Origin of the sequence: Superficieibacter electus, assembly GCF_002915575.1 — a bacterium.
GTDB classification, from domain to species: Bacteria; Pseudomonadota; Gammaproteobacteria; order Enterobacterales; family Enterobacteriaceae; genus Superficieibacter; species Superficieibacter electus.
In genome coordinates this window covers 74,999-98,104 of record NZ_PQGD01000008.1, presented here as the reverse complement: position 1 = coordinate 98,104, position 23,106 = coordinate 74,999, and the positions used below count along the sequence as shown (strand labels likewise).

Sequence of the window (23,106 nt, the reverse complement as noted above, 5' to 3'; positions counted from 1 at the left end):
AGCGCCCGCACGGGTTAACTGATGGCGACCGGGAAAATGGAGCCTAAAATCATCGCGCCGAGGATCGCCCCGCCAGTGATCGGCTTCTGCCAGATATAAAACAGCAGCGCCCCGACCAGCGAGCCGATGCCGATGGGGATCGACGCCGCCATCGCGCTGAGAATAATCAGCGGGCCGAGGAAGCGACCGGAAGCATTGCCCGCGCCCATCATCACGTCCGCGCCATAGGTGGAGTCGCTCTGGTTGATGGTGAACTTACGCGCCAGGATGATCAGGTAGCCAATCGCCAAACCAATCACCAGCCCGGTGATCAGCGACGCAATAAAGTTGGTCACCGGAAACATAATGCCCGCGCCCAGTAACAGCGCCGGAACCCCGAGGCCCACGCCGGTCTGGATCGCCCCGCCAATGTCGAGAATGCCGACCAGCGAGCCTTCGATAATCCGCGCGAACAGGAAGCTGGCACCAAAGGCCGCTACCGCGCCATACGCGCCGGTATCAATGCCCGCACGCAGCATGGAGACAAACGCTACTTCGTTAAACGCGCCAATACCGTAGAGGTAGTACATGTGCGTCCCGGCAAACACGCCGGATGAGAGCAGACCAACGAAGATCGGGAACGACCAGTCGGCATACCAAAACCCTTTATTCTGTTCCATTGCCGTCTCCGTTATTTGCCGCTGAGCGAGTTGTGGATCAGATCGAGCCAGTTCGGCACGGTCAGATGGAAGGATTCGATCATTTTCATGTCGAAGCCACGGAAGAAGGCGCTCAGCACGAACAGCGCGACAATTGCCGCCATCATCACTTTGGTGACGCGGTTCCAGCCGCTCTCTTCCACGCCTTTACCAATCAGTATCCCCAGCACCAGGCCCGGCACGGCGTTACCCATGATTAACTGCGCGGCCCCGCCGAAAATGGTGGCCCAGAAGCCCGATTTTTTACCCGCATCAATGGCCGCCAGCCAGAAGATCACCGGCATGACGGTGTTGACCAGCAGGTTAGCGGCGGGCACCAGCACTTTGACGGCGGTAACCTGTAAGGATTCCGGTACCGAGGATGCGGTGAGGTTAAGGAAGGTCACGACAAGGGTGCCGATGATACCGCAGGCGATCGCCATTTTTTTCGGATCGTGCAGCGTTTCGCCGACGTTACGGTTTTTAATCATCAGCGCCGCTGCGCCCCAGTTAGGGATAATGCGGTGATCGACATCCTGGGTGAATGACCCTGCCGCGACCGACGATGCCCAGGCGTTAAAGAAGAAACCGAGGCCAAATGAGAAGTGAGATGCCGGATCGCCTTCGCAGGAGTTCAGCTCGCCCAACGTACGAAATGCCCCCATCCCTTGTGTGGTGGGCGCATGAAACATGCGTGCAGCCCCGGCTCCCACGCCGACGCCGACCAGGCCGCCGATGATGAGCGATTTTATTAAAATTATCAGGAACATGGTTCCGCCCTTTTAGTGAGGATCAGCGTTGCGTGACGAAATCGACCTTATCAAGATCGATGGCGGTCACGTTGACGGTGACATCCAGCTCCACGCTGTACGTCCGTCTTTCGCGGCGCAAAAAGAAGAACAGAAACGCTTCTTTACGCACCGTTTCATGCGCATGAACGACCTGCACATCCTGTGGCTCAATACGCAGTAAAATATGCGGCGAGGACGTCATCACTGCCGCCTGAACGTGGTTCAGGGCATCGGCAAAGGCGCGCGATTTGGCCTCACCTTTGCCCTTCACTCTCACCGTGGTGGTGAATTGTTCTTTCATGCTTATGCGCCGTGCTTCTTCTGCCACGCCTGCACCAGGCGCTCGCCCAGCTCTTCTTTGTCCATAAAGCCGAAGCCCAGCACATTGCAGCCTTCGTTGATGGCGGTCACGCCTTCGTCCACCGAGCGCATGCCGTATTTGGCTTTATAGCCATATTTATTCTGCGCGGTGATGGCACCCGCGCCGCCGCTACCGCAGAACGAAATGCCGAAGGTGGCGTTTTCCGCTTTCATGACATCGCCCAGTTTCATATCCGCTGCCACGCCCGGCACGACCACCGCGCGTCCACCTGCTTTTTCCACGCCGGCGGCAACTTTCTGGCCCTTACCCAAACGATCGCCAATCACTACGGTAATCTGTTCCATCTTTTGCTCCTTAAAGGTTTTCTTTTGCGACTTCGAAGTGCACCGACAGTAGCCAGGCTTCTTCCTCGGGAAGGTTGCCGAATGCCGCGACCACGTCGCGGGCAAGCGCCATCGACTCTTCTGAAATTTCCTCAAACAAGCTGGCATCGACTTCCGGCAGTGACTCCCCGGTCACCGACCGGAGGGCCATCGCACGGACATGGGATGTCAACATCTGTTCCTGTACGGCGTTGGGAATAATGTGATGACGACGCAACAGCGCATACACCTGCGGCAATATACGATCGGCAAGCTGGCCAATCTGTTGCGTCTTTTCTCCAGCGTCGTTAATGACTGCTCCGTTATTCACTCGTCGTACCCCGTTTTTGGCTCTGGAGTAAAACTACCGTTGGAGGTTAATAGTTTGTAGCGAGTTGTTTTCCACTTCGAAGTGGAAAGGCGGGGGGAGAGAGTGATCTGTTCCACAGAATGGGAATGAATAATGATTTTTGACTGGTTTAGCGTGATGGAAGTCACATAAAAATGCGGAAATCAGCGGTTTTTTAAAGCGAAAGACGTGGTGAACCGGAGAGAAGAAATGTGAAGTCGATAAGGTTTACTTATGTGCAAAGGAGATAATAGCGTTTCGCTTCCAGGCCAATGACGATTTTTTTGCCAATGTGCGCCTTTATGCCGGGTGGCGGCCTCGCCTTACCCGGCCTATAAAATCCAAAATATCAACAAGTTATGCATAACCCGTAGGCCCGCGCAAGCGAAGCGCCGCCGGGCATGTTATGGGGGACGATCTCACGCCCTATCCCTCTGGCCCGATAAATACCTACGCTCAGGGACACCCCATTTCCTGCGCTAACGTGCCTTTCTGCTTTTTAATCATTTCAGCAATATTTTGCGGTAATGCCGACCAGATAGTAAGTTTCGGATTGGTTTGTTGCTCGATCGTATTTACCGTTACCTGATAATCACAAAAACTGGCGTTTTTTGGCGTTGATTGCTTCAGCAGAAACGCAGCATATTTCCCTTTATCCGGACGGGTACCAATAAAAATAATTTTCCAGTAAGCATCCGGAATAATCACGTCGGGGCGAGCAGGCAGTGCCGCGCCCGTTTTTTCAAAAAGCGGCCCGGTAACGGAATACACGGCAGAAACATCGCTGCGATTTGCCAGCGCGCGCTCCTGATCCTCTAATCGACTCCACGCCCCCTGATTCAGCGCGGCCTTTTGCGGCGTAATATTAGAGAGATAGTTCAGCGCCTGCCAGTCCGTATTGCCGCCGAGGCTGGCGAGCGGTGCCTGATGCCCGCGATCTACCGCCAGTAATTTATTCGCGTTCTGATAGGCGGCGGGAGGAAGCGTATCGGAGGCGGGCAAATCGGGGTCCGCTTTCCAGTTCCGCGCCCGATTACTGGCCTGGCTGGTTTTAGTAATTTTATAGGCGACCCAGTTGGCAAATTTGGTGCTGCTATTGTTGTTTAGCGTATAAACGTCGCGGATCACCGTTTGCGTACTGCCGCCAGTGGGACAGCCCACTTCACAATTATCCGGCCCACGGACGCTGGTTAATCCGTGATTTTGAGTGGTGGGGGGAGTGGCAGTACATCCCCATAAAAAAACCGCCAGCAATAAGTAGCTTTGTTTGAATATAATATGAAGTCGCATTTTTCTGTGCTTATTATTAAATCAGAGACCGTTGTCTCACAGAATAATAAGCGTAGCGGCTTGTTATAAGACGCGGTAATCAATAACCTTACTGCCGATAAAAGATGAGATAATGATATTATTATTATCTGCCAATGAGATGAGATTACGTGTCATCACAGACAAATGATAATGCGGGCGGAGTGACTACCGCCCGTTAGATAAAGTAGTTTATGCAGTAGATTTTGCCTGCCCTGTTTTCAGACCTCCAGCCAGCGTCTGGCTTCGGCTTTCATTTGCGTTTCAAGCGCGCTCCCGCGCGTCGCAAAAACCCGTTGCACCGGAAAGCCGCTTTTTTCCAGCAAATACGCCAGCGCAGCATATTCACGCGGGTATTTCGCCACCGTGTTTTGGTCGATATCGACCACGCCGAGCGGGAAGGTAAAGCTGGCCATGTCATAAATACTCTGGCGTCTAAACAGTTTCCACACGCCGTCGCGTTTTTCCACCATATCGTAAAAGCGGTTATGGCCGACGCAGCCCAGATTCAGCTTCACATGCTCGCCAATAATCATCGCGTTGGTCTCGACGATGGCCTTCGTCGCCGTCGGGTTAAAGGTCACGACCGGCGTACCGACCATGTGTTTGGTGCGCACGTCTGATGCGCCCATGCGCATTGATCCATCCACAAAATCGCTACCCAGCCCTTCAAACCAGGTGATCTCAATAGTGCCGTCCGGATGAAACAGATCGCGTAATTGATCCCATTCCCCCAGATCGCGATGCATCCAGCCAGTGAGTAAATCGGTAATTTGTTGACGATCGTTGAGAGTGTTTTGCATGACAGGCTGCTCCGGCAGAAAGGAGGTTTTAGTTTCCTCGCTCTCTGCGATAAGATCCAGTAGAGGACATTGAGCGATCGTTCAGATCAAGTGAACGCTGGAGTAACCCTATGGATCTGCGTCATCTGCGTTATTTTCTCGCCGTGGCAGAAGCGAAGCATTTTGGCCGGGCCGCCGAACGGCTTAATATTGTCCCGCCAGCACTGAGTATGCAGATCAAGAATCTGGAAGACGAACTCGGTGGCCCGCTGTTTATTCGCACCAGTCGTAGTGTGGAACTAACCGAAGCCGGGCGGCTGCTACAGGTGGAAGCGCAACGCATCCTGGATCAGGCCGACTATGCACGGCAGACCGTACAGCGCTCGTTGCGCGGTGAGACGGGCCGGGTGCGGATCGGTTTTGCCGGCAACGCGGTGTTGAGCGGTAAATTAACCGACGATCTGCGGGCTTTTCGCGCACGTTTTCCGCAGGCTGAATTGATTGCCAGTGAAGTCTCCCCTCTGGCGCAGGCCGACGCCATTCTGGCCGGGCAACTGGATATTGGCTACACCCCGGATCACGGTAAACTACATATCCCCGCCCTGAGGTGCGAAAAGATCGGCATCTGGAACCGCGTCGTCGCGCTGGCCGCCGATCATTTGCTCGCCAGCCAGGCTCGCCTGACGGTGGCGATGCTGGCTGGGGAACCTCTTATTTTCTACGATACGCATGGCGCTGACAAGGCGCTGTATACCTCACTGACCGCGCTTCTGGGCCGGGCACCGGATATCGCGCATTGCTCCTCCAGCTCACTCAGCGTGCTGGCGCTGGCCGCTGCCGGTCAGGGGATCGCGCTGGTGCCAGAACCGCTGATGAATATTTCGGTGCCGGGGGTGGTATATCGGCCGCTGGACGCGCCAGCGCTGGCGGCCAACCTGATGCTGATCAGTCGGCGAAAAGAGAATAATGGCGCGGTGGACGCGTTTTTAACGATGGCGAGCCAGAGCGAGAGACCCCGCTAAAACGCGGGGCGTAACAAAATTAACGATATTTCTGGTGATAGGTGTTGCGGGTGGTTTTAAAGTCTTCCGCCGCCGCCTGGGCTTCTTTCACTTTGCCTTCATTCGCCAGCTTAATTGCGCCGTCAATTTGGCTGACCAGAATATCAAACCCATGACGATAATCTTTCATCTCCGGGCTGTCGGCCGCCTTGTCTTCCAGCTTCGGCGGTGTAGCCTTTTGCGCATCCAGCGCCGCGGTACGCATGTCGGTCAGGGCCGCTTTCATTTCGGCGGCATTGTCGCTCTTTTGCACCACTTTCAGATTTTCATTAAGGGTGTCCATGTCATCTTCAAGGTCGGCGGCCAGGGCATGCGCTGAACTCAGCACAAGCGTTGACGCCGCCAGCATCGCTAACAGCTTTTTACGCATTGCTCACTTCCTTTTTTTATTATTGAGATTGATGATAAACCTGACGTTACTATTGGGGCTCCGTTTTGCCGGGCGGCGGCTTCGCCTTGCCCGGCCTACAAAAAAGAACAACAGTAACCCGTTATTCGTAATGTGTAGGCCTGTGCAAGCGCCGCGCCGCCAGGCATAATTCCACGGTATGACCTTTATCAGCGGTCTTACTGCCCGGCGATTTTCATCTCAGGCAGCAGAACCGATCCACACTGTATATTACTGCGCGTTTCAATATCGTTACCGATGGTCACCATATTGCGCCACATATCCTTAAGATTGCCGGCAATGGTAATTTCGCTTACCGGATACTGGATTTCACCGTTTTCAACCCAGAAGCCCGCCGCGCCGCGCGAATAGTCGCCGGTAATACCGCTGACACCCTGCCCCATCAACTCGGTGACCACCAGGCCAGTGCCCATCTCTTTCAGCAGCCCGGCAAAATCCAGACCACGTCCGGCAATCCGCCAGTTGTGAATGCCACCAGCATGGCCAGTGCTTTTCAGGCCCAGCTTACGGGCGGAATAGTTGGTCAGCAGCCACTGGGTCAGCACGCCGTCTTTAATGATATCGCGACGTTCTGTGCGCACGCCTTCACCGTCGAACGGCGTGGAGGCCAGCCCTTTGCGCAGATGCGGATGTTCTTCAATGGTGAGCCATTCCGGCAGGATCTGCTTGCCAAGCGAATCAAGCAGGAAAGTGGATTTTCGATACACCGCGCCACCGGCAATCGCGCCAACCAGATGACCAAACAGCCCGGTGGCAACTTCATTGGCGAAGATCACCGGCGCTTTCATGGTGGAGAGTTTACGCGGTGACAGGCGCGACAACGTGCGGCGAGCGCACTCTTCACCCACCCACTCCGGGCTTTGCAGATCGCCCAGCGCGCGGCCAATGGTATACGCGTAGTCGCGCTCCATATCACCGTTTTCTTCAGCAATCACGCAGCTGGAAAGTGAATGGCGTGTTGAGCAGTAACTTTGCAACATGCCGTGGCTGTTACCAAACACTTTTATCCCGTAGTGACTGTTAAAGCTGCCACCTTCGGTATTGGTGATACGTTTATCCGCTTTAAGCGACGCCTGCTCCGCACGCGCCGCCAGTTCAATGGCTTCATCCGGGGAGACTTCCGCCGGGTGGAACAGATCGAGGTCCGGGGCGTCAAAGGCCAGCAGTTCTTTCTCCGCCACGCCCGCGCACGGGTCCGGTGAGGTGTAGCGCGCAATGTCCAGCGCCGCCTGCACGGTACGGGCAATGGCCTGCGGACTCAGGTCGGTGGATGACGCGCTGCCCTTGCGGTTCTGGTGATAAACCGTAATGCCCAGCGCGCCGTCGCTGTTAAATTCAACATTTTCCACTTCGCCATAGCGAGTACTGACGCCGATGCCGGTGGTCTTGCTGACCGCCACTTCCGCGCCGTCAGATTTGCCGGCAGCCAGCGCCAGCGCGGTAGAAACCGCCTCTTCCAGGACTTTGCGCTGCTCTGCAACTTGTGTGATTACTTTCATTACCAGTGCCATAATGTAAGGTGACGTTTATTGAAGTCTAACAGAGAACCCATTCTCAGTGTGCGCTCACGGTGTTAGTATTAGCCTCTTTTTTGAGGAGCCAAATATGACCAAGCAGCCCGAAGACTGGCTCGACGATGTTCCCGGTGATGACATCGAAGACGAAGATGATGAAATTATCTGGGTCAGTAAAAGTGAAATTAAGCGTGATGCTGAAGAGTTAAAGCAGCTCGGCGCGGAAATGGTAGGACTGGGTAAGAACGCGCTGGACAAAATCCCGCTCGATGCCGATCTGCGTGCCGCCATCGAACTGGCGCAGCGTATTAAAATGGAAGGCCGCCGCCGTCAGCTACAGCTGATAGGCAAAATGTTGCGTCAGCGTGATGTAGAGCCGATCCGTCAGGCGCTGGATAAGCTGAAAAACCGCCATAATCAACAGGTGGCAATGTTTCACAAGCTGGAACAAATCCGTGACCGTTTGATTGCTGAAGGCGATGACGCGGTACCGGAAGTGCTGCGCCTGTGGCCTCATGCTGACCGTCAGCAACTACGTTCGCTTATCCGTAACGCGAAGAAAGAACAAGAAACCAACAATCCCCCTAAATCAGCCCGCCAGATTTTCCAGTATCTGCGCGAGCTGGCAGAAAACGATCTGTAATGCCCTTTACTAACGCGGACGCTCCGCGTTAGTCCTTCCTCTTATTTCATTAATGCTGAAATTCATAGCTGAATCGTTAAAGCTAAAGGCGATCAAGATCGCTTTTTTGTATGTATATTTTCGGGTATTACACTTTTTCTTCGTCATTGATCATATTTTTCGATCCCAAAATGGCGAATTACTCACCAGGTGAGACAAGTCACATTTTCATAACGCTGATATCACTAAATTTTACCCACCGAAACATAATCGATTCAGCAAAAAGGATGTTTTTATGAAAAAGATACTGACACTGTCGACTCTGGCCCTGCTTATTTCCGCGCCAGCACTGGCGCAAACCTGGGTGCTGACGGGTGCTGAAAACAGCACAGACAAAGGAAACTGGCAAATCAGCAGTGATAAGCTGAACATTAAAGATAGTCATTTCAGCATTGAGCAAAAGGTGTTGCATGGTGGTAAGCAGGAAGGCAGTAAAGTACTGACGATCCGCGCTAAAGACGGTCTGACTATTGCGCTGAGTCCCACACGGGGGATGAACTTGCTGCACGTTGAAGGGTTTGGCGTACGTATGGGTTGGGATTCGCCGGTGAAAGAGGTGGTTAACCCGGCATTTATTAACCTGGAAAGCCGTAACGGCCTGGGCTGGCTGGAAGGATTCAATGAGATGATGGTCCGCTGCGGCTATGAATGGACCGGTCACCCGGTGACGGCGGACGGACAGATTTATACGCTGCACGGCAAAGTGGGTAATACACCTGCCTCACAGGTTGAAGTGGAAGTCAGTGACACCGCACCGTATGAAATTCGCGTTCGTGGGCTGGTAAAAGAAAGCACGTTCAAAAAAGCCGATCTACAAACCATGACCGAATTGCGCTATATACCGGGCAGCAACAGCTTTAGTCTGCACGATGTGTTAACCAACCATGCCGACTATCCGCATGATTATCAGATTATTTATCACAGCAACTTCGGCAAGCCGATCCTCGAAGAAGGCGCTCGTTTCCTTGCCCCTATGGAAAGCATCAGCCCGTTTAACGACTACGCCAAAGGCGGCCTGAAAGAATGGCAAACCTACCTGGGGCCAACTAAAGGCTTCGATGAGATGGTCTTTAACATTAAACCGCTCTCAGACAATGACCACCACACGCTGGCAGCCGTCGTCAATAAAGCCGGCGATAAAGGTGCATCTATTCAGTTTGATACCCGCCAGTTGCCGGTTTTAACCCTGTGGAAAAATACTGATACTGAAAAACAGGGCTACGTCACCGGTATTGAACCGGGCACCAGCTATGCTTATCCGGTTACCATTGAACGCGAACAAAAACGCGTAAAACAACTTCAGCCGGGCGAAAGCACGCAGTTTGATTTGACCTATACCTTGCTCCATAGCAGCAGCCAGGTGAGTGACGTAGAAAAAACGATTAAGGACATTCAGGGCCAAACTACGTTGAAAACGGATGAAACGCCCATAGCCAAAGAATAATAACCGCATGGCCTGCCCGGTTATATTGGGCAGGCCATAAATGCACTCTGCTGGTTAATGTCAAATATTCTTTAATTGCCCCCACCTGATTTAGTGGGCGGTAGCTGACCAGTTAATTTGAATAGTCTATCCTTGCTCGGGCAACCAGTGCATCTGGTATTTTCTGGGGTAAGGAACAACGTATGACACAAAAGACCTACAGCGATAAGTGGAAAGATCGCTTCGATTTCTTTGAACGTAATGGCCTGCCGGGTTCTCCGGGCTACCGCGATGCCATTAAGCAATTAAAATTTACGCAGCGCCCGCGCTACATGTATAACTTCTATGCGTTCTTCTTTGGCTTTATCTACTTTTGTATTCTCGGCTTATGGAAGAAAGGACTGACATTATTTGTTGGCATTGCCGTCATTAACCTGCTGTTAGGCGTGTTTGAAGTGTTGAGCGATGTCAATATGGATGGCGTGGTCAGAGGCGTAAATATCGCCTATGCCGCGTTTTGCGCGATGTCGGTGAACAGCGCTTATTATCTGCACACCATCAAAGGTATCGATAGCTGGAACCCCTTCCAGGGCATGACCCGTAAGAGTTCAGCGGAACTTGAGAAAATCCCTTCCCGCCAGTATTAATCATTAGGGGAGTGGATGACACTCCCTACATTGATTCTGCCAGAAAAATACTGCCCACTAATAATGTCAGGGTAATACCAGAAATAAAAAAGGCCAACAGCGCCTTTAGCCGCCGCGTTGAGGCAATCATACCGGCAATACTCATCGGCAAGCTGATGCTCATTAACAGAAAAATAATGCACCATACGGCCATTATTGCCAGATCGAGCACCGGTATCCACTCATCACTGCCATCGGCAAAAACGGCAAATAAAACCATCAGCGCGAATAGCACCAGCGAGGCGATGCTCACACTCAGGGCAACACTGACCATTTTTACATTTTTCTCAACCGGTGTGGCCATCTCAGGTGATATATTCATGTTCGACGTTTCCGTTATATTTTTATTTCTCTGGGAATAATAGGTTAACGGCCTTGCATCTGTAAACATACATAAAAAAGGCCTGACTAATGCAGGCCTTGTAGAGAAAACCACTATTCGCTATTAATACTGTGTAGCTTCCGCCTTTTTCGCCAGTCGCTCCAGCAGCTTCTGATGAATGCCACCGAAACCGCCGTTACTCATCACCAGAATATGATCGCCCGGCTGCGCGGTTTTGACCACCATGTCGGCCAGCGTATCAACATCCGCATGCCAGTGGGCAGGCTGAACGCAGGCGTCAGCCACTTCAGCAACCTGCCACGGAATATGCTGTGGCTGGAGCAGGAAGACTTCATCCGCACGTCCCAGCGACGGCGCGAGGTCATCTTTGCAGATCCCCATTTTCATGGTGTTGGAGCGCGGCTCCAGTACGGCAAGAATCCGCGCAGTCCCCCCCACTTTGCCACGTAGCGCGGCAAGTGTGGCGAGAATAGCGGTTGGATGATGGGCAAAGTCGTCGTAGACCGTTACACCGTTGGCTTCACCGCGTAGTTCCAGACGACGACGCGCGTTAATAAACGAGCCGAGCGCATGCGCAGCGTCTGCAGGTGCGACGCCCACATGCCGCGCGGCAGCGATCGCCATCAGGCCGTTGTGCATATTATGCTCGCCCACCAGGGCCCAGTTCACTTCACCGGCTTTCTCACCGTCCAGCCAGACTTCCCAGTGAGAAGCGTCGGTGGTGAGCTTCTTCGCCTGCCAGTGCCCCTGCTCACCGACCAGCTCCTGCTCGCTCCAGCAGCCCATCGCCATCACCTGTTTCAGGTTGATATCATTTTCCGGCAGGATGATTTTGCCCTGCCCCGGCACGATGCGCACTAAATGATGGAACTGTTTCTGAATCGCTTTCAGATCGTCGAAAATATCCGCGTGGTCGAACTCAAGGTTGTTAAGTACCAGCGTACGCGGGCAATAATGGACAAATTTGGAACGCTTGTCGAAGAAGGCGCAGTCGTATTCATCAGCTTCAATCACAAAAAATGGACTATTACCGAGACGGGCTGAAACTTCAAAGTTACCCGGGACGCCGCCAATAACAAAACCAGGCTGATAGCCGCAAGCTTCAAGTATCCAGGTTGCCATTCCGGCCGTGGTGGTTTTACCGTGAGTGCCCGCAATAGCCACTACCCAGCGGTCACGCAGCACAAAATCATGCAGCCACTGGGGCCCGGACATAAACGGGATATTTTTCTCCAGTACCGCTTCCACACACGGATTACCGCGCGTCATGGCGTTACCAATGATCACCAGATCTGGCTGTGGCTCAAGCTGGTCAGTCTCATAGCCCTGGATCAGCGTGATGCCCTGCTTTTCAAGCAGCGTGCTCATCGGCGGGTACACATTGGCATCCGAACCTGTTACTTCGTGGCCCAGAGAGCGTGCCAGCATGGCCAGTCCACCCATAAAGGTGCCACAAATTCCTAAAATATGAATGCGCATTCGTCATTTCCTTTTTTTCAATTCCTGCATTTTACCCATATGTTTGGCAGCACGGAACTGCATTTCAGGATTTTCCTTGCGTGGCTGGCGCGATTCACCTGTGCGCGTTCTTTTGAATCTTTGTTAAGATTGTTGCAACGACATTACTCCACATACAATGCAGGGAAAGTGTTATGAAAACGTTAGGTGAATTTATTGTTGAGAAGCAGCATGAGTTTTCGCATGCAACCGGTGAGCTTACTGCTTTATTATCGGCAATAAAGCTGGGAGCGAAGATCATCCACCGTGATATCAACAAAGCGGGCCTGGTCGATATCCTCGGTGCCAGCGGGGCGGAAAACATCCAGGGCGAGGTTCAGCAAAAACTTGACCTGTTTGCCAATGAAAAACTGAAAGCCGCCCTGCGTGCCCGCGATATCGTGGCCGGTATAGCCTCGGAAGAAGAAGACGAGATTGTTGTTTTTGAGGGCTGTGAGCACGCAAAATACGTGGTGCTAATGGACCCGCTCGACGGCTCCTCCAATATTGATGTTAACGTCTCTGTCGGTACCATTTTCTCGATTTATCGTCGCGTAACACCGGTCGGCACTCCGGTTACGGAAGAGGATTTCCTCCAGCCTGGCAATCAGCAGGTGGCCGCCGGGTATGTGGTTTACGGATCGTCCACCATGCTGGTTTACACCACCGGTTGCGGTGTACATGCTTTCACTTATGACCCGTCACTCGGGGTATTCTGCCTCAGCCAGGAACGGATGCGCTTTCCGGAGAAAGGCAATACCTACTCTATTAACGAAGGCAACTACATTAAATTTCCGAGCGGCGTGAAGAAATACATTAAATTCTGCCAGGAAGAGGACAAGCTCACCCAGCGTCCTTATACCTCACGCTACATTGGCTCGCTGGTTGCCGATTTCCACCGTAACCTGCTCAAGGGTGGGATTTACCTGTACCCGAGCACCGCCAGCCATCCGGAAGGGAAACTGCGTTTGCTGTATGAATGCAATCCAATGGCATTTCTCGCCGAGCAGGCGGGTGGCAAAGCCAGCGATGGTAAAGAGCGTATTCTGGATATCATGCCGGAAACCCTGCACCAGCGCCGTCCGTTCTTCGTCGGCACCGGGCATATGGTCGAGGACGTTGAGCGCTTTATCCGCGAGTTCCCGGACGCGTAACACCGGCATTCCCTCTCCCGGTGGGAGAGGGAATGGTGAGCCTGACTACCCCGCCGTCTGCAACTGGAACGAGGCGACGGCGTTCATCACTTCGTATGACTGCTCCTCCAGCGAGCGGGTGGCGGCAGAGGATTGCTGTACCAGCGCGGCATTTTGCTGGGCGGTCTCATCCATCTGATTCACCGCAATGTTAACCTGCTCTATACCCCGGCTTTGCTCCTGCGATGCGCTGGCGATCTCACGCATCAGCTTTGTCATTCGCAGAACTTCAGTGGCGATCTCATCCATTGTCTCTCCCGCCTGCATCGCGAGATTGCTGCCCTCCCCGGCGTGGGTTTGCGAGTCGCTAATGAGCTGGCGGATCTCTTTTGCCGCGTCGGCGCTGCGGCTGGCAAGGTTACGCACTTCACCGGCGACCACCGCAAAACCGCGCCCCTGCTCGCCCGCCCTGGCAGCTTCAACCGAGGCGTTCAGCGCCAGAATGTTGGTCTGGAATGCGATGCCGTCAATCACGCTGAGAATGTCCGCGATACGATTGGCGCTGCCAGAAATATCGCCCATTTTTTCAATCACGTAGCAGACCATCTCGCTGCCGCGATCGGCGGTATCCGAGACCGATTTCGCCAGTTGATGCGCCTGCTCCGCGTTGGCGGCGTTTTGTTTTACCGTGGCGGTCAGTTCTTCCATGCTGGCCGCGGTTTCCTCAAGGGAGGTGGCGGTAGATTCGGTGCGCTGCGCCAGATCGGCGTGACCAGCCGTCAGTTCACGGCTTCCGGAGCCGATATGCGCGCCAGCGTCGCGCACGCGGATAACGGCGTCCGCCAGAGCGAGGCGCAGCATTTCAATCGCCCGGGTCAGCCGGATAAATTCGCCGCTGCGGGCAGCGCTGATTTCGTGGGTTAAGTCGCCGGTAGTGACCTGCTCCAGCGCGGCAATTGCCTCATTTAATGGATGCAGCAGTTGCCTGTTTAACCCCAGCCACAGCAGCGCCAGCAGAGAAAGAGAAATCAATGTTGCCAGGCCCGTCAGCACTATCGCACCCCAGCCTGCGCCGTGGTGTGTCAGTAGGTAAAACGCCGTGCCGCCGATCAGGACGATCAGCAGCGCCAGCGCCGCCAGTAAAACCAGTAAACCTGTTCGAAGAGAGAGTGTTCTTAACATAGTTATTTTCCGGTTACAGAGGGGGAATGCGTTTATCCACTGGGGATATCGGCAGTAACCGGAAAAAGTTTAGATAATTCGTTAAATCAATATGTTACATATTTGTTGATACTATGCCGATTCACATTATGCTGCCGCCAGCCGCCGCCGGCGACGTGAATACAGCGCGTAAATCAGGATCTCCAGAAATGAAGGACACAGCGCGCAGGCAGCCCACTTATATAATTGCGGGCGTATAATTTTCATCAGCTTATCTATCATTTCTCGTATGACATCCACACTCAGACCCTCTTTAACTGCTGGCTCCGTCGCCTGTTGCCATGCGTGTTGCCACGACTGCGCCGACGCTGGCGATTTGCCTGCCAGTGAATTCGCCATCTTACTGGTTACCGCCATCGCCATGCGGCTACCCACCGCGCGTTGAAAAGGAATGACCGCATTATTCAGCATGCCAAAATCGCCATCCTCTGGCAGGTCGCTTTCATATTCGTCTTCATAATGCGTCTTAATTTCTTTTGTTATTTCCTTAAGGCTAAGTTCTCTGGCGGTGTCACCATGCAGAAATGAAAGATATTCATTAAGAGCCTGCGTATGTTCTACGGACGTAGCGATAATTTCATCATGGTTTGTTTCGAGGGCAACCAGCCACCCCGCCTCCATCACCCGGAAAGCGTAAAAAATGCTGCATAACATCATGATTGCAACAGGTAAATAAACGTAGTTAATTCCCACGAGAATGCTGTACCACGTGCGATGACGTTTCAGAAGACCAGTCATGCCCAAAATAATGACAATGGCGATGCCTGAAAGAAGAAACAGACTTGCCCGGGCACAGTCGAAATTTTCATCAAAATAGATGAGAAAGGTATCCCAAAATTCAATCATTACAACGTCCCTGTCGTACGATGGCGGTGAACGCCATGTTGATTGCTACATCCGGCGTATTATACCAGGGTAAGGAACACAGGGATAATACGCTTTCGGAACAGACCCACCGGATCTGTATCAGATTTTATTCGCAGGCGGGACGCTCACCCGCGTCACGGCAGAACTCTGCCGGTTTTCCCACAGTACAGTCAGACCGCGCTGCAGGGCGATAAAAATAAACAACAAAATCCCGATGGCGATCTTCGTCCACCAGCTACTTAACGTGCCGTCGAAGTTGATATAGGTCTGAATCAACCCCTGAATCGCCACGCCAAATAGCGTGCCCAGAACCGTTCCCACCCCACCGCTCAGCAGTGTACCGCCGATGACGACTGAGGCGATGGCGTCCAGTTCCACGCCGACGCCCGCCAGCGCATAGCCCGCCTGGGTATAGATGGAGAAGACAATCCCGGCAAGCGTAGCCAGTCCGGTTGAGAGCATATAAATACGGATTGTGGTACTGCGCGTTGAAATGCCCATCAGGTTGGCTGAGATGGCATTACCGCCGATCGCATACACCTGATTACCGAAACGCGTGCGGCGGGCGAGGAAGATACCGATGACGACAACACCCAGCATCAGCAGGCCCATGGCGCTCAGCCGCCCACCGCCGGGAATTTTCCATGCCAGGCTGGAGAGCGTATCGTAAATCGGATGGTTAATCGGAATCGACTCCTCCGAGACCAGATAGCTGACGCCGCGCAGGAAAAACATCCCGGCGAGAGTAATAATAAACGCCGGAATTTTTAACGCATCAATGAGCAATCCCATAAACGCGCCGAACGCGCAGCCCATCGCCAGCACCAGCGGGAAGGCCACCAGCGGCGACAATCCCCAAAAACCAATGGCCTTTGCGAGGAAAACGCCGGTAAAGGCGATCACCGACCCGACGGAGAGATCGATACCGCCGGAGAGGATCACAAAGGTCATGCCGACGGCGATAATGCCCAGAAAGGCGTTATCGGTCAGGATATTGCAAATCACGCGCGTAGAAGCGAAGCCAGGGAACTGAGTCAGGCAGTAGAGGTAACCCAGGACAAACACACCGAGCGTGATCATCAGCGGTAAATTACGTTTTATCATGACCAGCTCTCCTTTTTAACAAACTAATAAAGCGCGGCGACTGGACAATTAATACGCACATCACCACCACCGCTTTCACCACCTGATTGAGCTCGGGCGGAAAACCGGAGAGGAGGATGCCGGTGTTCATCCCCTGAATAATCAGCGCGCCGACTACGGATAAAAACAGATTGAAGCGCCCTCCCATCAGGGAACCACCACCGATAACCACTGCCAGGATGGCGTCCAGCTCCAGCCACAGTCCGGCATTATTCGCATCTGCGCCGCGAATATCAGCCGCGACGATAATACCCGCCATCGCCGCGCAAACGCCGCTTAACACATAGGCCAGCATCACGACCACGCGCGTATTCACCCCGGCGTTTTTCGCTGCGCGGATATTAATCCCTACCGCTTCGATAAACATGCCGAGCGCCGTTTTACGGGTGAACAGCCAAAAAACGAGCAGTGCGACCAGAGCGATGATGACCGGCGTCGGAAAGAAAAATAGCGAGCCGCTGCCGATCCATGCCAGATGCGGCGAGTTAAAGGTGACGATCTGCCCTGAGGTAATAAGCTGGGCCACCCCGCGCCCAGCCACCATCAGGATGAGCGTGGCGACAAACGGCTGGATCTTGAGGATCGCCACCAGAATACCGTTCCACAGCCCGGCCAGTACGCCCGCGCCCAGCGAGGCCAGAATGACCATCGGTAACGAATGCCCGGCCACAGTCATCGATGCCGCCGTGGCTCCGGCAATCGCCATCACCGCACCGACCGAGAGATCGATACCGCCGGTGGCAATGACCAGCGTCATGCCAATCGCCAGCAGCGCAACCGGGGCGGCGCGGTTAAGAATATCAATCGGGCTGCCGAACAGCCGCCCGTCCTGCAACACGATCTGGAAAAAATGCGGTGCCACCAGGCTATCAACCACCAGCACCAGCAGGAGTGCAATAATCTGCGGCATCCCTGTGGGCCAGGAAAAGCGCCGCTTCGGCGGGGTGGTTTGCGGGAGGGATCGAGACATCACGGGGTTCTCCTTATGCCGCAATGGCATTCATAATCGCCGGAACGGATAGCTGATCCAGCGGGATCTCCGCCACCTGTTTGCGATCGCGCATGATAATCACCCGGTCGGCATAGCCCACCAGCTCTTCCAGCTCAGACGAGATGACCAGCAGCGCCAGCCCGTCGGCGCACAGGGTTTCGATCAGACGGATAATCTCAGCGTGAGCACCTACGTCAATGCCGCGCGTTGGTTCGTCGAGGATCAGAAACTGTGGGCGCGTCAGCAGCCAGCGTGACAGCAAGACTTTTTGCTGATTGCCGCCGGAGAGGAATTCAATCGGTTGCTCGGCGCTGGGGGTGCGGATGCCTAGCTGGCGGATAAATCGCCCGGCGATTTCGTCCTGCTCGCGGCGGGAAATTGGCCGTAGCCAGCCGCGCTGGGCCTGTAAGGCCAGAATAATATTTTCGCGTACCGAGGCGGCGGCGATGATGCCGTCGGTTTTCCTGTCTTCCGGGCAAAAACCAATCCCCAGACAGGATGCCTGATGCGGCGAGCGCAGGGTTTGCGTTTTTCCTTTGATAACCGCGCTGCCACTGTCGGCAGGCTTAATACCAAAAATAACTTCAGCCGTTTCAGTACGTCCCGATCCCAGCAGTCCGGCCAGGCCGACAATCTCTCCCGGTCTTACCTCCAGGTCGAAAGGATTGATCACCCCTTTTTTGCCAAAATCCTTAAAGGCCGCGACCGGTTTTTCACTCAGCAGTGTCCGCCCGGCACGCTGGAGTGCGTTGTTATCCAGCTCGCGCCCCAGCATCATCTTTACCAGCTCAATCTGCGGCAGCTCGCGGGTTTCCCGGCAGCCGACGAAGCCGCCATTACGCAGAACAGTAATGCGATCGCTGACGTCATATACCTGATCGAGAAAGTGGGTGACGAATACCAGACTTACGCCCCGATCCCGCAACTGGCGCATCAGGGTGAAAAGCATTTCCACTTCCTGCGTATCCAGGCTGGCAGTAGGTTCGTCGAGAATCAGCACTTTTGCCGAAAGATCGATAGCGCGGCAGATCGCGACAATCTGCTGCATCGCCACGGAAAAACGGTTGAGTGGCTCACGTACATCAAGAGAAAAGCCGTAGGACTCCATGAGTTCGGTTGCCCGCCGTTCCATCTCTTTACGGCGTATAAAACCAAAACGCTTAGGCTCCCGGCCAATAAATAGATTATCAGCGACCGACATATTGGGCAGCAGGTTAACTTCCTGATAGACGGTGCCGATGCCGAGCTGTTGCGCATGGGCGGTATTTTTTGGGGAAATCGTCTCGCCATCCAGCCAGATGGTGCCGCGATCGGCATGGTAGACGCCAGTCAGTGCTTTAATCAGCGTCGATTTTCCGGCTCCGTTTTCGCCGAGCAGCGCCATGATCTCACCGCGACGCAGGCTGAAGTCAACGTTGTCCAGCGCTTTGACACCGGGGAAGAATTTACTCAGCCCTTCGGTGCGCAGGATTTCCTGGTCTGTGTGCATAATGTTTCCTCTCCCCTTCCCCCTCACCCATCCCCTCTCCCTCAGGGAGAGGGGATGGTACGGTGTGCGGTATAATCCCCCGCCCAAAGAACAGGTACGGTGCGCGGTGTTTATGCCCAGGGTAAGGCGTCAAATGTGGCAGGTTTCCCCTCCCTCTCCTTCAGGGAGAGGGAGGGGTGAGGGTGGTTTAGTACCCCATATTTTTCTTCTTCTCTAACTCTTCTTTTGCCGTATCCGGCAGGTAGAGGGTTGATTTGGTAATGGTTAACTTCTCAGGCTGGGTTCCGTCTTTTTTGAATTTCTCCAGCGCGTCAAAGGCCGGGCCGGCCATATTAGGCGTCAGTTCGACGCTGGCATTCGCTTCCCCGTCCATCATCGCTTTATAAATATCTGGCACGCCATCAATTGAGCCGGTGAGAATATCTTTGCCCGGCTTCAGACCCGCTTCTTTGATGGCCTGAATCGCACCAATGGCCATGTCGTCGTTATGGGCATAAACCATGCAGATGTTTTTGCCGTTGTTTTCCGCTTTGATAAAGCTCTCCATGACTTCTTTACCTTTGCTGCGAGTAAAGTCGCCGGACTGAGAACGAACGATTTTAATATTTGAAGCTTTGGAAATAGCTTCGGCGAACCCTTTCTTACGGTCAATTGCCACGCTGGCACCGACGGTTCCCTGAAGCTCCACGACATTACATGGCTTGCCCGCAACGGTTTTTACCAGCCAGTCGCCGATTAAGCGTCCTTCCAGCACGTTGTCGGCGGTTACGGTGGTCATATAAAGTGATTTATCTTTCACATCAATAGAGCGGTCGAGCAGGATCACCGGGATTTCAGCATCTTTGGCTTCTTTCAGTACTGGCTCCCAGCCTGTGGCAACAACCGGCGCAATGAAGATCGCGTCAACGCCCTGAGCGATGAAAGAGCGAACCGCTTTAATTTGGTTTTCCTGTTTTTGCTGGCCGTCAGCAATCTTCAGGGTGATGCCGCGTTTCTGAGCTTCGCTTTTCGCAACGCTGGTTTCGGCTGCGCGCCAGCCGGATTCTGAACCAACCTGAGAAAAACCCACGGTGAGTGGGGCGGCCATTGCCATAGACGACATGGCTGCTGAAACTGCTGTGACTAAAAGTAAGCGCTTCCACATAAGAGCGTCCTCGTAGGGTTATTGTTAGTAAAAAGTCACCTGCGCTTGAACTATAGACAAACCGGGATGTAACAAAATGAGTTACATCACACTTCAGAAAAAAGAACACTTCATTAACAAGGCCCTTCTGCGCCGGGCGTGATGGTGCGGGGGATGGCAGCTCACCAGAGGTATCATAAAAATGAATAATTTTCAGACAGTTATTGGGCGGGATGATGCTTGGTGTAACCGGTTACACTAACTTATTCAGTAAGTAGCTGACTTTATGGATTTTCCTGTCATGAAAAGGACGTCAAAGCATGTTCTGAAAAAACCACCTTCCCAAAAAGAGGTCAAGACATTCCTTGCCAGTTGGCTATAATACCGGGCACTTGTTTGCCATACATTTTAAAGGAAACAGACATGAGCTTACTCAACGTCCCGGCCGGTAAAGATCTGCCGGAAGATATCTACGTCGTTATTGAGATCCCGGCGAACGCGGACCCAATCAAATACGAAGTCGACAAAGAAAGCGGCGCACTGTTCGTTGACCGTTTCATGTCTACCGCGATGTTCTATCCGTGCAACTACGGCTACATCAACCACACCCTGTCTCTGGACGGTGACCCGGTAGACGTTCTGGTCCCGACCCCGTACCCACTGGAACCCGGTTCAGTGATCCGCTGCCGTCCGGTTGGCGTACTGAAAATGACCGACGAGTCTGGCGAAGATGCCAAACTGGTTGCGGTACCGCACACCAAACTGAGCAAAGAATACGATCACATCAAAGACGTGAACGACCTGCCGGAGCTGCTGAAAGCGCAGATCACCCACTTCTTCGAGCACTATAAAGATCTCGAAAAAGGCAAATGGGTGAAAGTCGACGGCTGGGATAACGCAGAAGCAGCTAAAGCTGAAATCGTTGCCTCTTTTGAGCGTGCGAAGAAGTAAGATTTAGCGTTAATACTGGTTTTAAAATTTAAAGAACCCCATATTTTTGGGGTTCTTTTTATATCAGATGTAGTCTTATAATATTAAGTTCAGATTAGAATGCGCTACAAAAAACGCTTCCTGCTGCTTATCCTCGATTAATACATTTGCCCCTGAAGGTATTTTGGTTCTCGATATTTTTATTCCAGACCCACAAGATTCACACCACACTATTTTCCACCCAATATCCTTATCGTTAAACCCCATGTATTGATAAGAAAGCCCTTTACAATTACAAACTGGACAACATGAAGACGAGTACAGGTTATCGCATTTGGGTAGTTGCTTTAACCATTCAAGATAAGTTACTTCTTTCATTTATTTGTATTTTTCTTATTATCCAGTTTTATTCTTATTATAGTAATGCCAAAAGCTATCCTCAATACCATGGGCGGCATTTTCATTTAACCAGAGCTGCTTGTTCATCTCAAATGCATCTTCAGAATAAGCATTTGGGTGCTTATAATTATATTCGCATGGTTTATAATATTTAATGGGGCCAAAGATAGATAGTCGCATTGAAAGCTTATTTATGTTTGGGTTCTGATGCGCTGTCTTGCGGAAGGCTCTTCCACGGTCTTCCCAGCGCGCTTCCCTGGACCCCATGCTCGTTCAGGTACTTATCCAGCTCGACCATCCCCGTCCAGCGGTTTTCGCACCACAGCGGGGCCAGCAGCGTCGGGCGACGGGCGCTGGCGGAAATACGATGGAAAATCACTTCCGGCGGCGTGTGGCGGATCATCTCGCCTGCCGTCCGCGTATAATCTTCCAGTTCAATACCACTCAGCCGCCCGGCCTGCCAGGCTTTGGCCATAATGCTCCCTTTGACGATATGCAGCGGGTGAAGTTTGATACCGTCGACGCCGGTATCAACGACCCGCTCCAGCGTTTGCAGGCATTCGCCCTGCCCTTCACCCGGCAGGCCGACAATCAGATGCGCACACACCTTCAGGCCGCGCTCGCGTGCCAGGCGGGTAGTTTTTTGATAACAGGCGAAATCATGGCCTCGGTTAATGCGATGCAGGGTTTTATCCTGCGCGCTCTGTAGCCCCAGCTCCAGCCAGATTTCATAGCCCTGCTGTTTATAATCGCTGAGCAGATCGAGCACCGCCTCCGGCACGCAGTCCGGACGGGTGCCGACGCACAGGCCGACAATGCTGGCCTGACTCACCGCCTGCTGGTACATCGAACGTAGTACCTGTACCTCGGCAAAGGTACTGGTATAGGCCTGAAAATAGGCGAGATAGCGTTTGGCGCGATTCACCAGCATTCCCTGATGTGCCAGTTGTTCGGCGATGGAGCGATATTGCTGCGCTTCGTCAGCAAATGAGGCTACGTTACAAAAAGTGCAGCCGCCGCGCCCGATGGTACCATCACGATTCGGGCAGCTGAAACCGCCGTGCAGCGCCAGTTTATGAACTTTTTCGCCATAACGACGCGCAAGATCGCCGCCAAACATATTGACTAATTTTTGTAACTGCATAATCTGCCAGAACGTCCTGATGAATGGGGCCAAGCCTGCCACTTTTAGCCGCCGTTGGCGATGACCTGGATCAATCGCCCGGGGTGGCTTTTATCTATTGAATAATCAGTCACAATTACCGCAATTTCATGCATGCTTCAGATGATGACTTTTACTTATGGCCCACAGAAATTTTTCATTTCTGCTGTCAGGATTTAAAAACAGAGCGATCGTACAATATTCTTTTTAAAGCCAGTATAAAATGCTAATCCATCATAAAAAATAAGCAAAATAGATTTGTAGCATGCTTCACTGATAGTGAGACAGATCACACTCTCCAGGCGTCTGAATAGCGGTTAACGCATGACCCTCCAACTTAATTTCCTATTAATTTCAAAATATTAGGCCACGTTTAGCACATTTTTGCATAAATAAGAATGTCATTTGACCTGGATACTAAATCCCGATAAGTTGGAAATCC

The 23,106-nt window shown here is 52.9% G+C and carries 24 protein-coding genes; 6 read left to right on the top strand and 18 right to left on the bottom strand.

Annotation, left to right across the window (positions count from 1 at the left end):
- Positions 1–14: 14 nt before the first annotated feature.
- The 7 genes from CHU32_RS11485 to CHU32_RS11455 form a co-directional block, all read right to left on the bottom strand.
- Positions 15–659 carry a DUF4310 family protein gene (locus CHU32_RS11485; RefSeq protein ID WP_103675663.1) on the bottom strand — a complete coding sequence of 215 codons (645 nt, stop codon included), beginning with the start codon at positions 657–659 and terminating at the stop codon, positions 15–17.
- An 11-nt stretch (positions 660–670) separates the two neighbouring features.
- Positions 671–1,447, bottom strand: coding sequence for a DUF4311 domain-containing protein (locus tag CHU32_RS11480; protein WP_103675662.1), 777 nt, complete (start codon positions 1,445–1,447; stop codon positions 671–673).
- 22 nt (positions 1,448–1,469) lie between these two features.
- A complete protein-coding gene (locus CHU32_RS11475) occupies positions 1,470–1,769 on the bottom strand; it encodes a DUF4312 family protein (protein WP_103675661.1) in 300 nt (99 codons plus the stop codon).
- A 2-nt stretch (positions 1,770–1,771) separates the two neighbouring features.
- Positions 1,772–2,134 carry an SFCGS family glycine-rich protein gene (locus CHU32_RS11470; protein ID WP_103675660.1) on the bottom strand — a complete coding sequence of 121 codons (363 nt, stop codon included), beginning with the start codon at positions 2,132–2,134 and terminating at the stop codon, positions 1,772–1,774.
- A gap of 10 nt (positions 2,135–2,144) precedes the next feature.
- Positions 2,145–2,483 carry a glycine dehydrogenase gene (locus CHU32_RS11465; RefSeq protein WP_103675659.1) on the bottom strand — a complete coding sequence of 113 codons (339 nt, stop codon included), beginning with the start codon at positions 2,481–2,483 and terminating at the stop codon, positions 2,145–2,147.
- A gap of 474 nt (positions 2,484–2,957) precedes the next feature.
- On the bottom strand, positions 2,958–3,791 hold the full coding sequence (locus tag CHU32_RS11460; RefSeq protein WP_103675658.1) for a DNA/RNA non-specific endonuclease: 834 nt from the start codon (positions 3,789–3,791) through the stop codon (positions 2,958–2,960).
- Between the two features lie 239 nt (positions 3,792–4,030).
- On the bottom strand, positions 4,031–4,612 hold the full coding sequence (locus CHU32_RS11455; RefSeq protein WP_103675657.1) for a nuclear transport factor 2 family protein: 582 nt from the start codon (positions 4,610–4,612) through the stop codon (positions 4,031–4,033).
- A 110-nt stretch (positions 4,613–4,722) separates the two neighbouring features.
- On the opposite strand from CHU32_RS11455, the gene CHU32_RS11450 reads away from it, so the two are divergent.
- Positions 4,723–5,613, top strand: coding sequence for a LysR substrate-binding domain-containing protein (locus tag CHU32_RS11450; RefSeq protein WP_103675656.1), 891 nt, complete (start codon positions 4,723–4,725; stop codon positions 5,611–5,613).
- 19 nt (positions 5,614–5,632) lie between these two features.
- Here CHU32_RS11450 and cybC read toward each other — a convergent pair whose 3' ends face one another.
- On the bottom strand, positions 5,633–6,022 hold the full coding sequence (gene cybC / locus CHU32_RS11445; protein ID WP_103675655.1) for a cytochrome b562: 390 nt from the start codon (positions 6,020–6,022) through the stop codon (positions 5,633–5,635).
- A 197-nt stretch (positions 6,023–6,219) separates the two neighbouring features.
- Entirely contained in the window at positions 6,220–7,572 is a 1,353-nt protein-coding gene (gene pmbA / locus CHU32_RS11440) for a metalloprotease PmbA (protein WP_103675654.1), read from the bottom strand.
- A gap of 94 nt (positions 7,573–7,666) precedes the next feature.
- Here pmbA and yjgA point away from each other — a divergent pair, with 94 nt between their 5' ends.
- From yjgA to CHU32_RS11425, 3 genes are all read left to right on the top strand, one after another.
- Positions 7,667–8,218 (top strand): ribosome biogenesis factor YjgA, encoded by a 552-nt coding sequence (yjgA, locus tag CHU32_RS11435; RefSeq protein ID WP_103675653.1) that lies wholly within the window; start codon positions 7,667–7,669, stop codon positions 8,216–8,218.
- A gap of 274 nt (positions 8,219–8,492) precedes the next feature.
- Positions 8,493–9,701, top strand: a complete 1,209-nt coding sequence (locus CHU32_RS11430; RefSeq protein WP_103675652.1) for an aldose 1-epimerase family protein — start codon at positions 8,493–8,495, stop codon at positions 9,699–9,701.
- Between the two features lie 182 nt (positions 9,702–9,883).
- Positions 9,884–10,327, top strand: a complete 444-nt coding sequence (locus CHU32_RS11425; RefSeq protein ID WP_103675651.1) for a DUF2628 domain-containing protein — start codon at positions 9,884–9,886, stop codon at positions 10,325–10,327.
- Between the two features lie 25 nt (positions 10,328–10,352).
- On the opposite strand, the gene CHU32_RS11420 is transcribed toward CHU32_RS11425, so the two are convergent.
- Together CHU32_RS11420 and mpl are read right to left on the bottom strand one after the other, a co-directional pair.
- Complete coding sequence (locus tag CHU32_RS11420) at positions 10,353–10,688, bottom strand: hypothetical protein (protein ID WP_103675650.1); 336 nt, start codon at positions 10,686–10,688, stop codon at positions 10,353–10,355.
- Between the two features lie 123 nt (positions 10,689–10,811).
- Complete coding sequence (mpl, locus tag CHU32_RS11415; RefSeq protein WP_103675649.1) at positions 10,812–12,188, bottom strand: UDP-N-acetylmuramate:L-alanyl-gamma-D-glutamyl-meso-diaminopimelate ligase; 1,377 nt, start codon at positions 12,186–12,188, stop codon at positions 10,812–10,814.
- A 173-nt stretch (positions 12,189–12,361) separates the two neighbouring features.
- Between mpl and fbp the strand changes: the two genes are divergently transcribed.
- Positions 12,362–13,360, top strand: a complete 999-nt coding sequence (gene fbp, locus CHU32_RS11405) for a class 1 fructose-bisphosphatase (protein WP_103675648.1) — start codon at positions 12,362–12,364, stop codon at positions 13,358–13,360.
- A gap of 45 nt (positions 13,361–13,405) precedes the next feature.
- Here the strand turns inward: fbp and CHU32_RS11400 are convergent, their stop codons facing one another.
- From CHU32_RS11400 to ytfQ, 6 genes are all read right to left on the bottom strand, one after another.
- Positions 13,406–14,521 carry a methyl-accepting chemotaxis protein gene (locus tag CHU32_RS11400; protein ID WP_103675647.1) on the bottom strand — a complete coding sequence of 372 codons (1,116 nt, stop codon included), beginning with the start codon at positions 14,519–14,521 and terminating at the stop codon, positions 13,406–13,408.
- Positions 14,522–14,647: 126 nt separating this feature from the next.
- On the bottom strand, positions 14,648–15,406 hold the full coding sequence (locus CHU32_RS11395; RefSeq protein WP_103675646.1) for a hypothetical protein: 759 nt from the start codon (positions 15,404–15,406) through the stop codon (positions 14,648–14,650).
- A 120-nt stretch (positions 15,407–15,526) separates the two neighbouring features.
- Complete coding sequence (yjfF, locus tag CHU32_RS11390) at positions 15,527–16,531, bottom strand: galactofuranose ABC transporter, permease protein YjfF (protein WP_103675645.1); 1,005 nt, start codon at positions 16,529–16,531, stop codon at positions 15,527–15,529.
- Entirely contained in the window at positions 16,518–17,543 is a 1,026-nt protein-coding gene (gene ytfT / locus CHU32_RS11385) for a galactofuranose ABC transporter, ATP-binding protein YtfT (protein ID WP_103675644.1), read from the bottom strand. The genes yjfF and ytfT overlap by 14 nt, the downstream gene beginning before the upstream one ends.
- 10 nt (positions 17,544–17,553) lie before the next feature.
- On the bottom strand, positions 17,554–19,050 hold the full coding sequence (gene ytfR, locus CHU32_RS11380; RefSeq protein WP_103675643.1) for a galactofuranose ABC transporter, ATP-binding protein YtfR: 1,497 nt from the start codon (positions 19,048–19,050) through the stop codon (positions 17,554–17,556).
- A gap of 187 nt (positions 19,051–19,237) precedes the next feature.
- Entirely contained in the window at positions 19,238–20,194 is a 957-nt protein-coding gene (gene ytfQ / locus CHU32_RS11375; protein WP_103675642.1) for a galactofuranose ABC transporter substrate-binding protein YtfQ, read from the bottom strand.
- Positions 20,195–20,596: 402 nt separating this feature from the next.
- Here ytfQ and ppa point away from each other — a divergent pair, with 402 nt between their 5' ends.
- A complete protein-coding gene (gene ppa / locus CHU32_RS11370; protein WP_103675641.1) occupies positions 20,597–21,124 on the top strand; it encodes an inorganic diphosphatase in 528 nt (175 codons plus the stop codon).
- Between the two features lie 565 nt (positions 21,125–21,689).
- On the opposite strand, the gene mnmL is transcribed toward ppa, so the two are convergent.
- Complete coding sequence (gene mnmL / locus CHU32_RS11355; RefSeq protein ID WP_103675776.1) at positions 21,690–22,646, bottom strand: tRNA modification radical SAM protein MnmL/YtqA; 957 nt, start codon at positions 22,644–22,646, stop codon at positions 21,690–21,692.
- Positions 22,647–23,106: the final 460 nt, after the last annotated feature.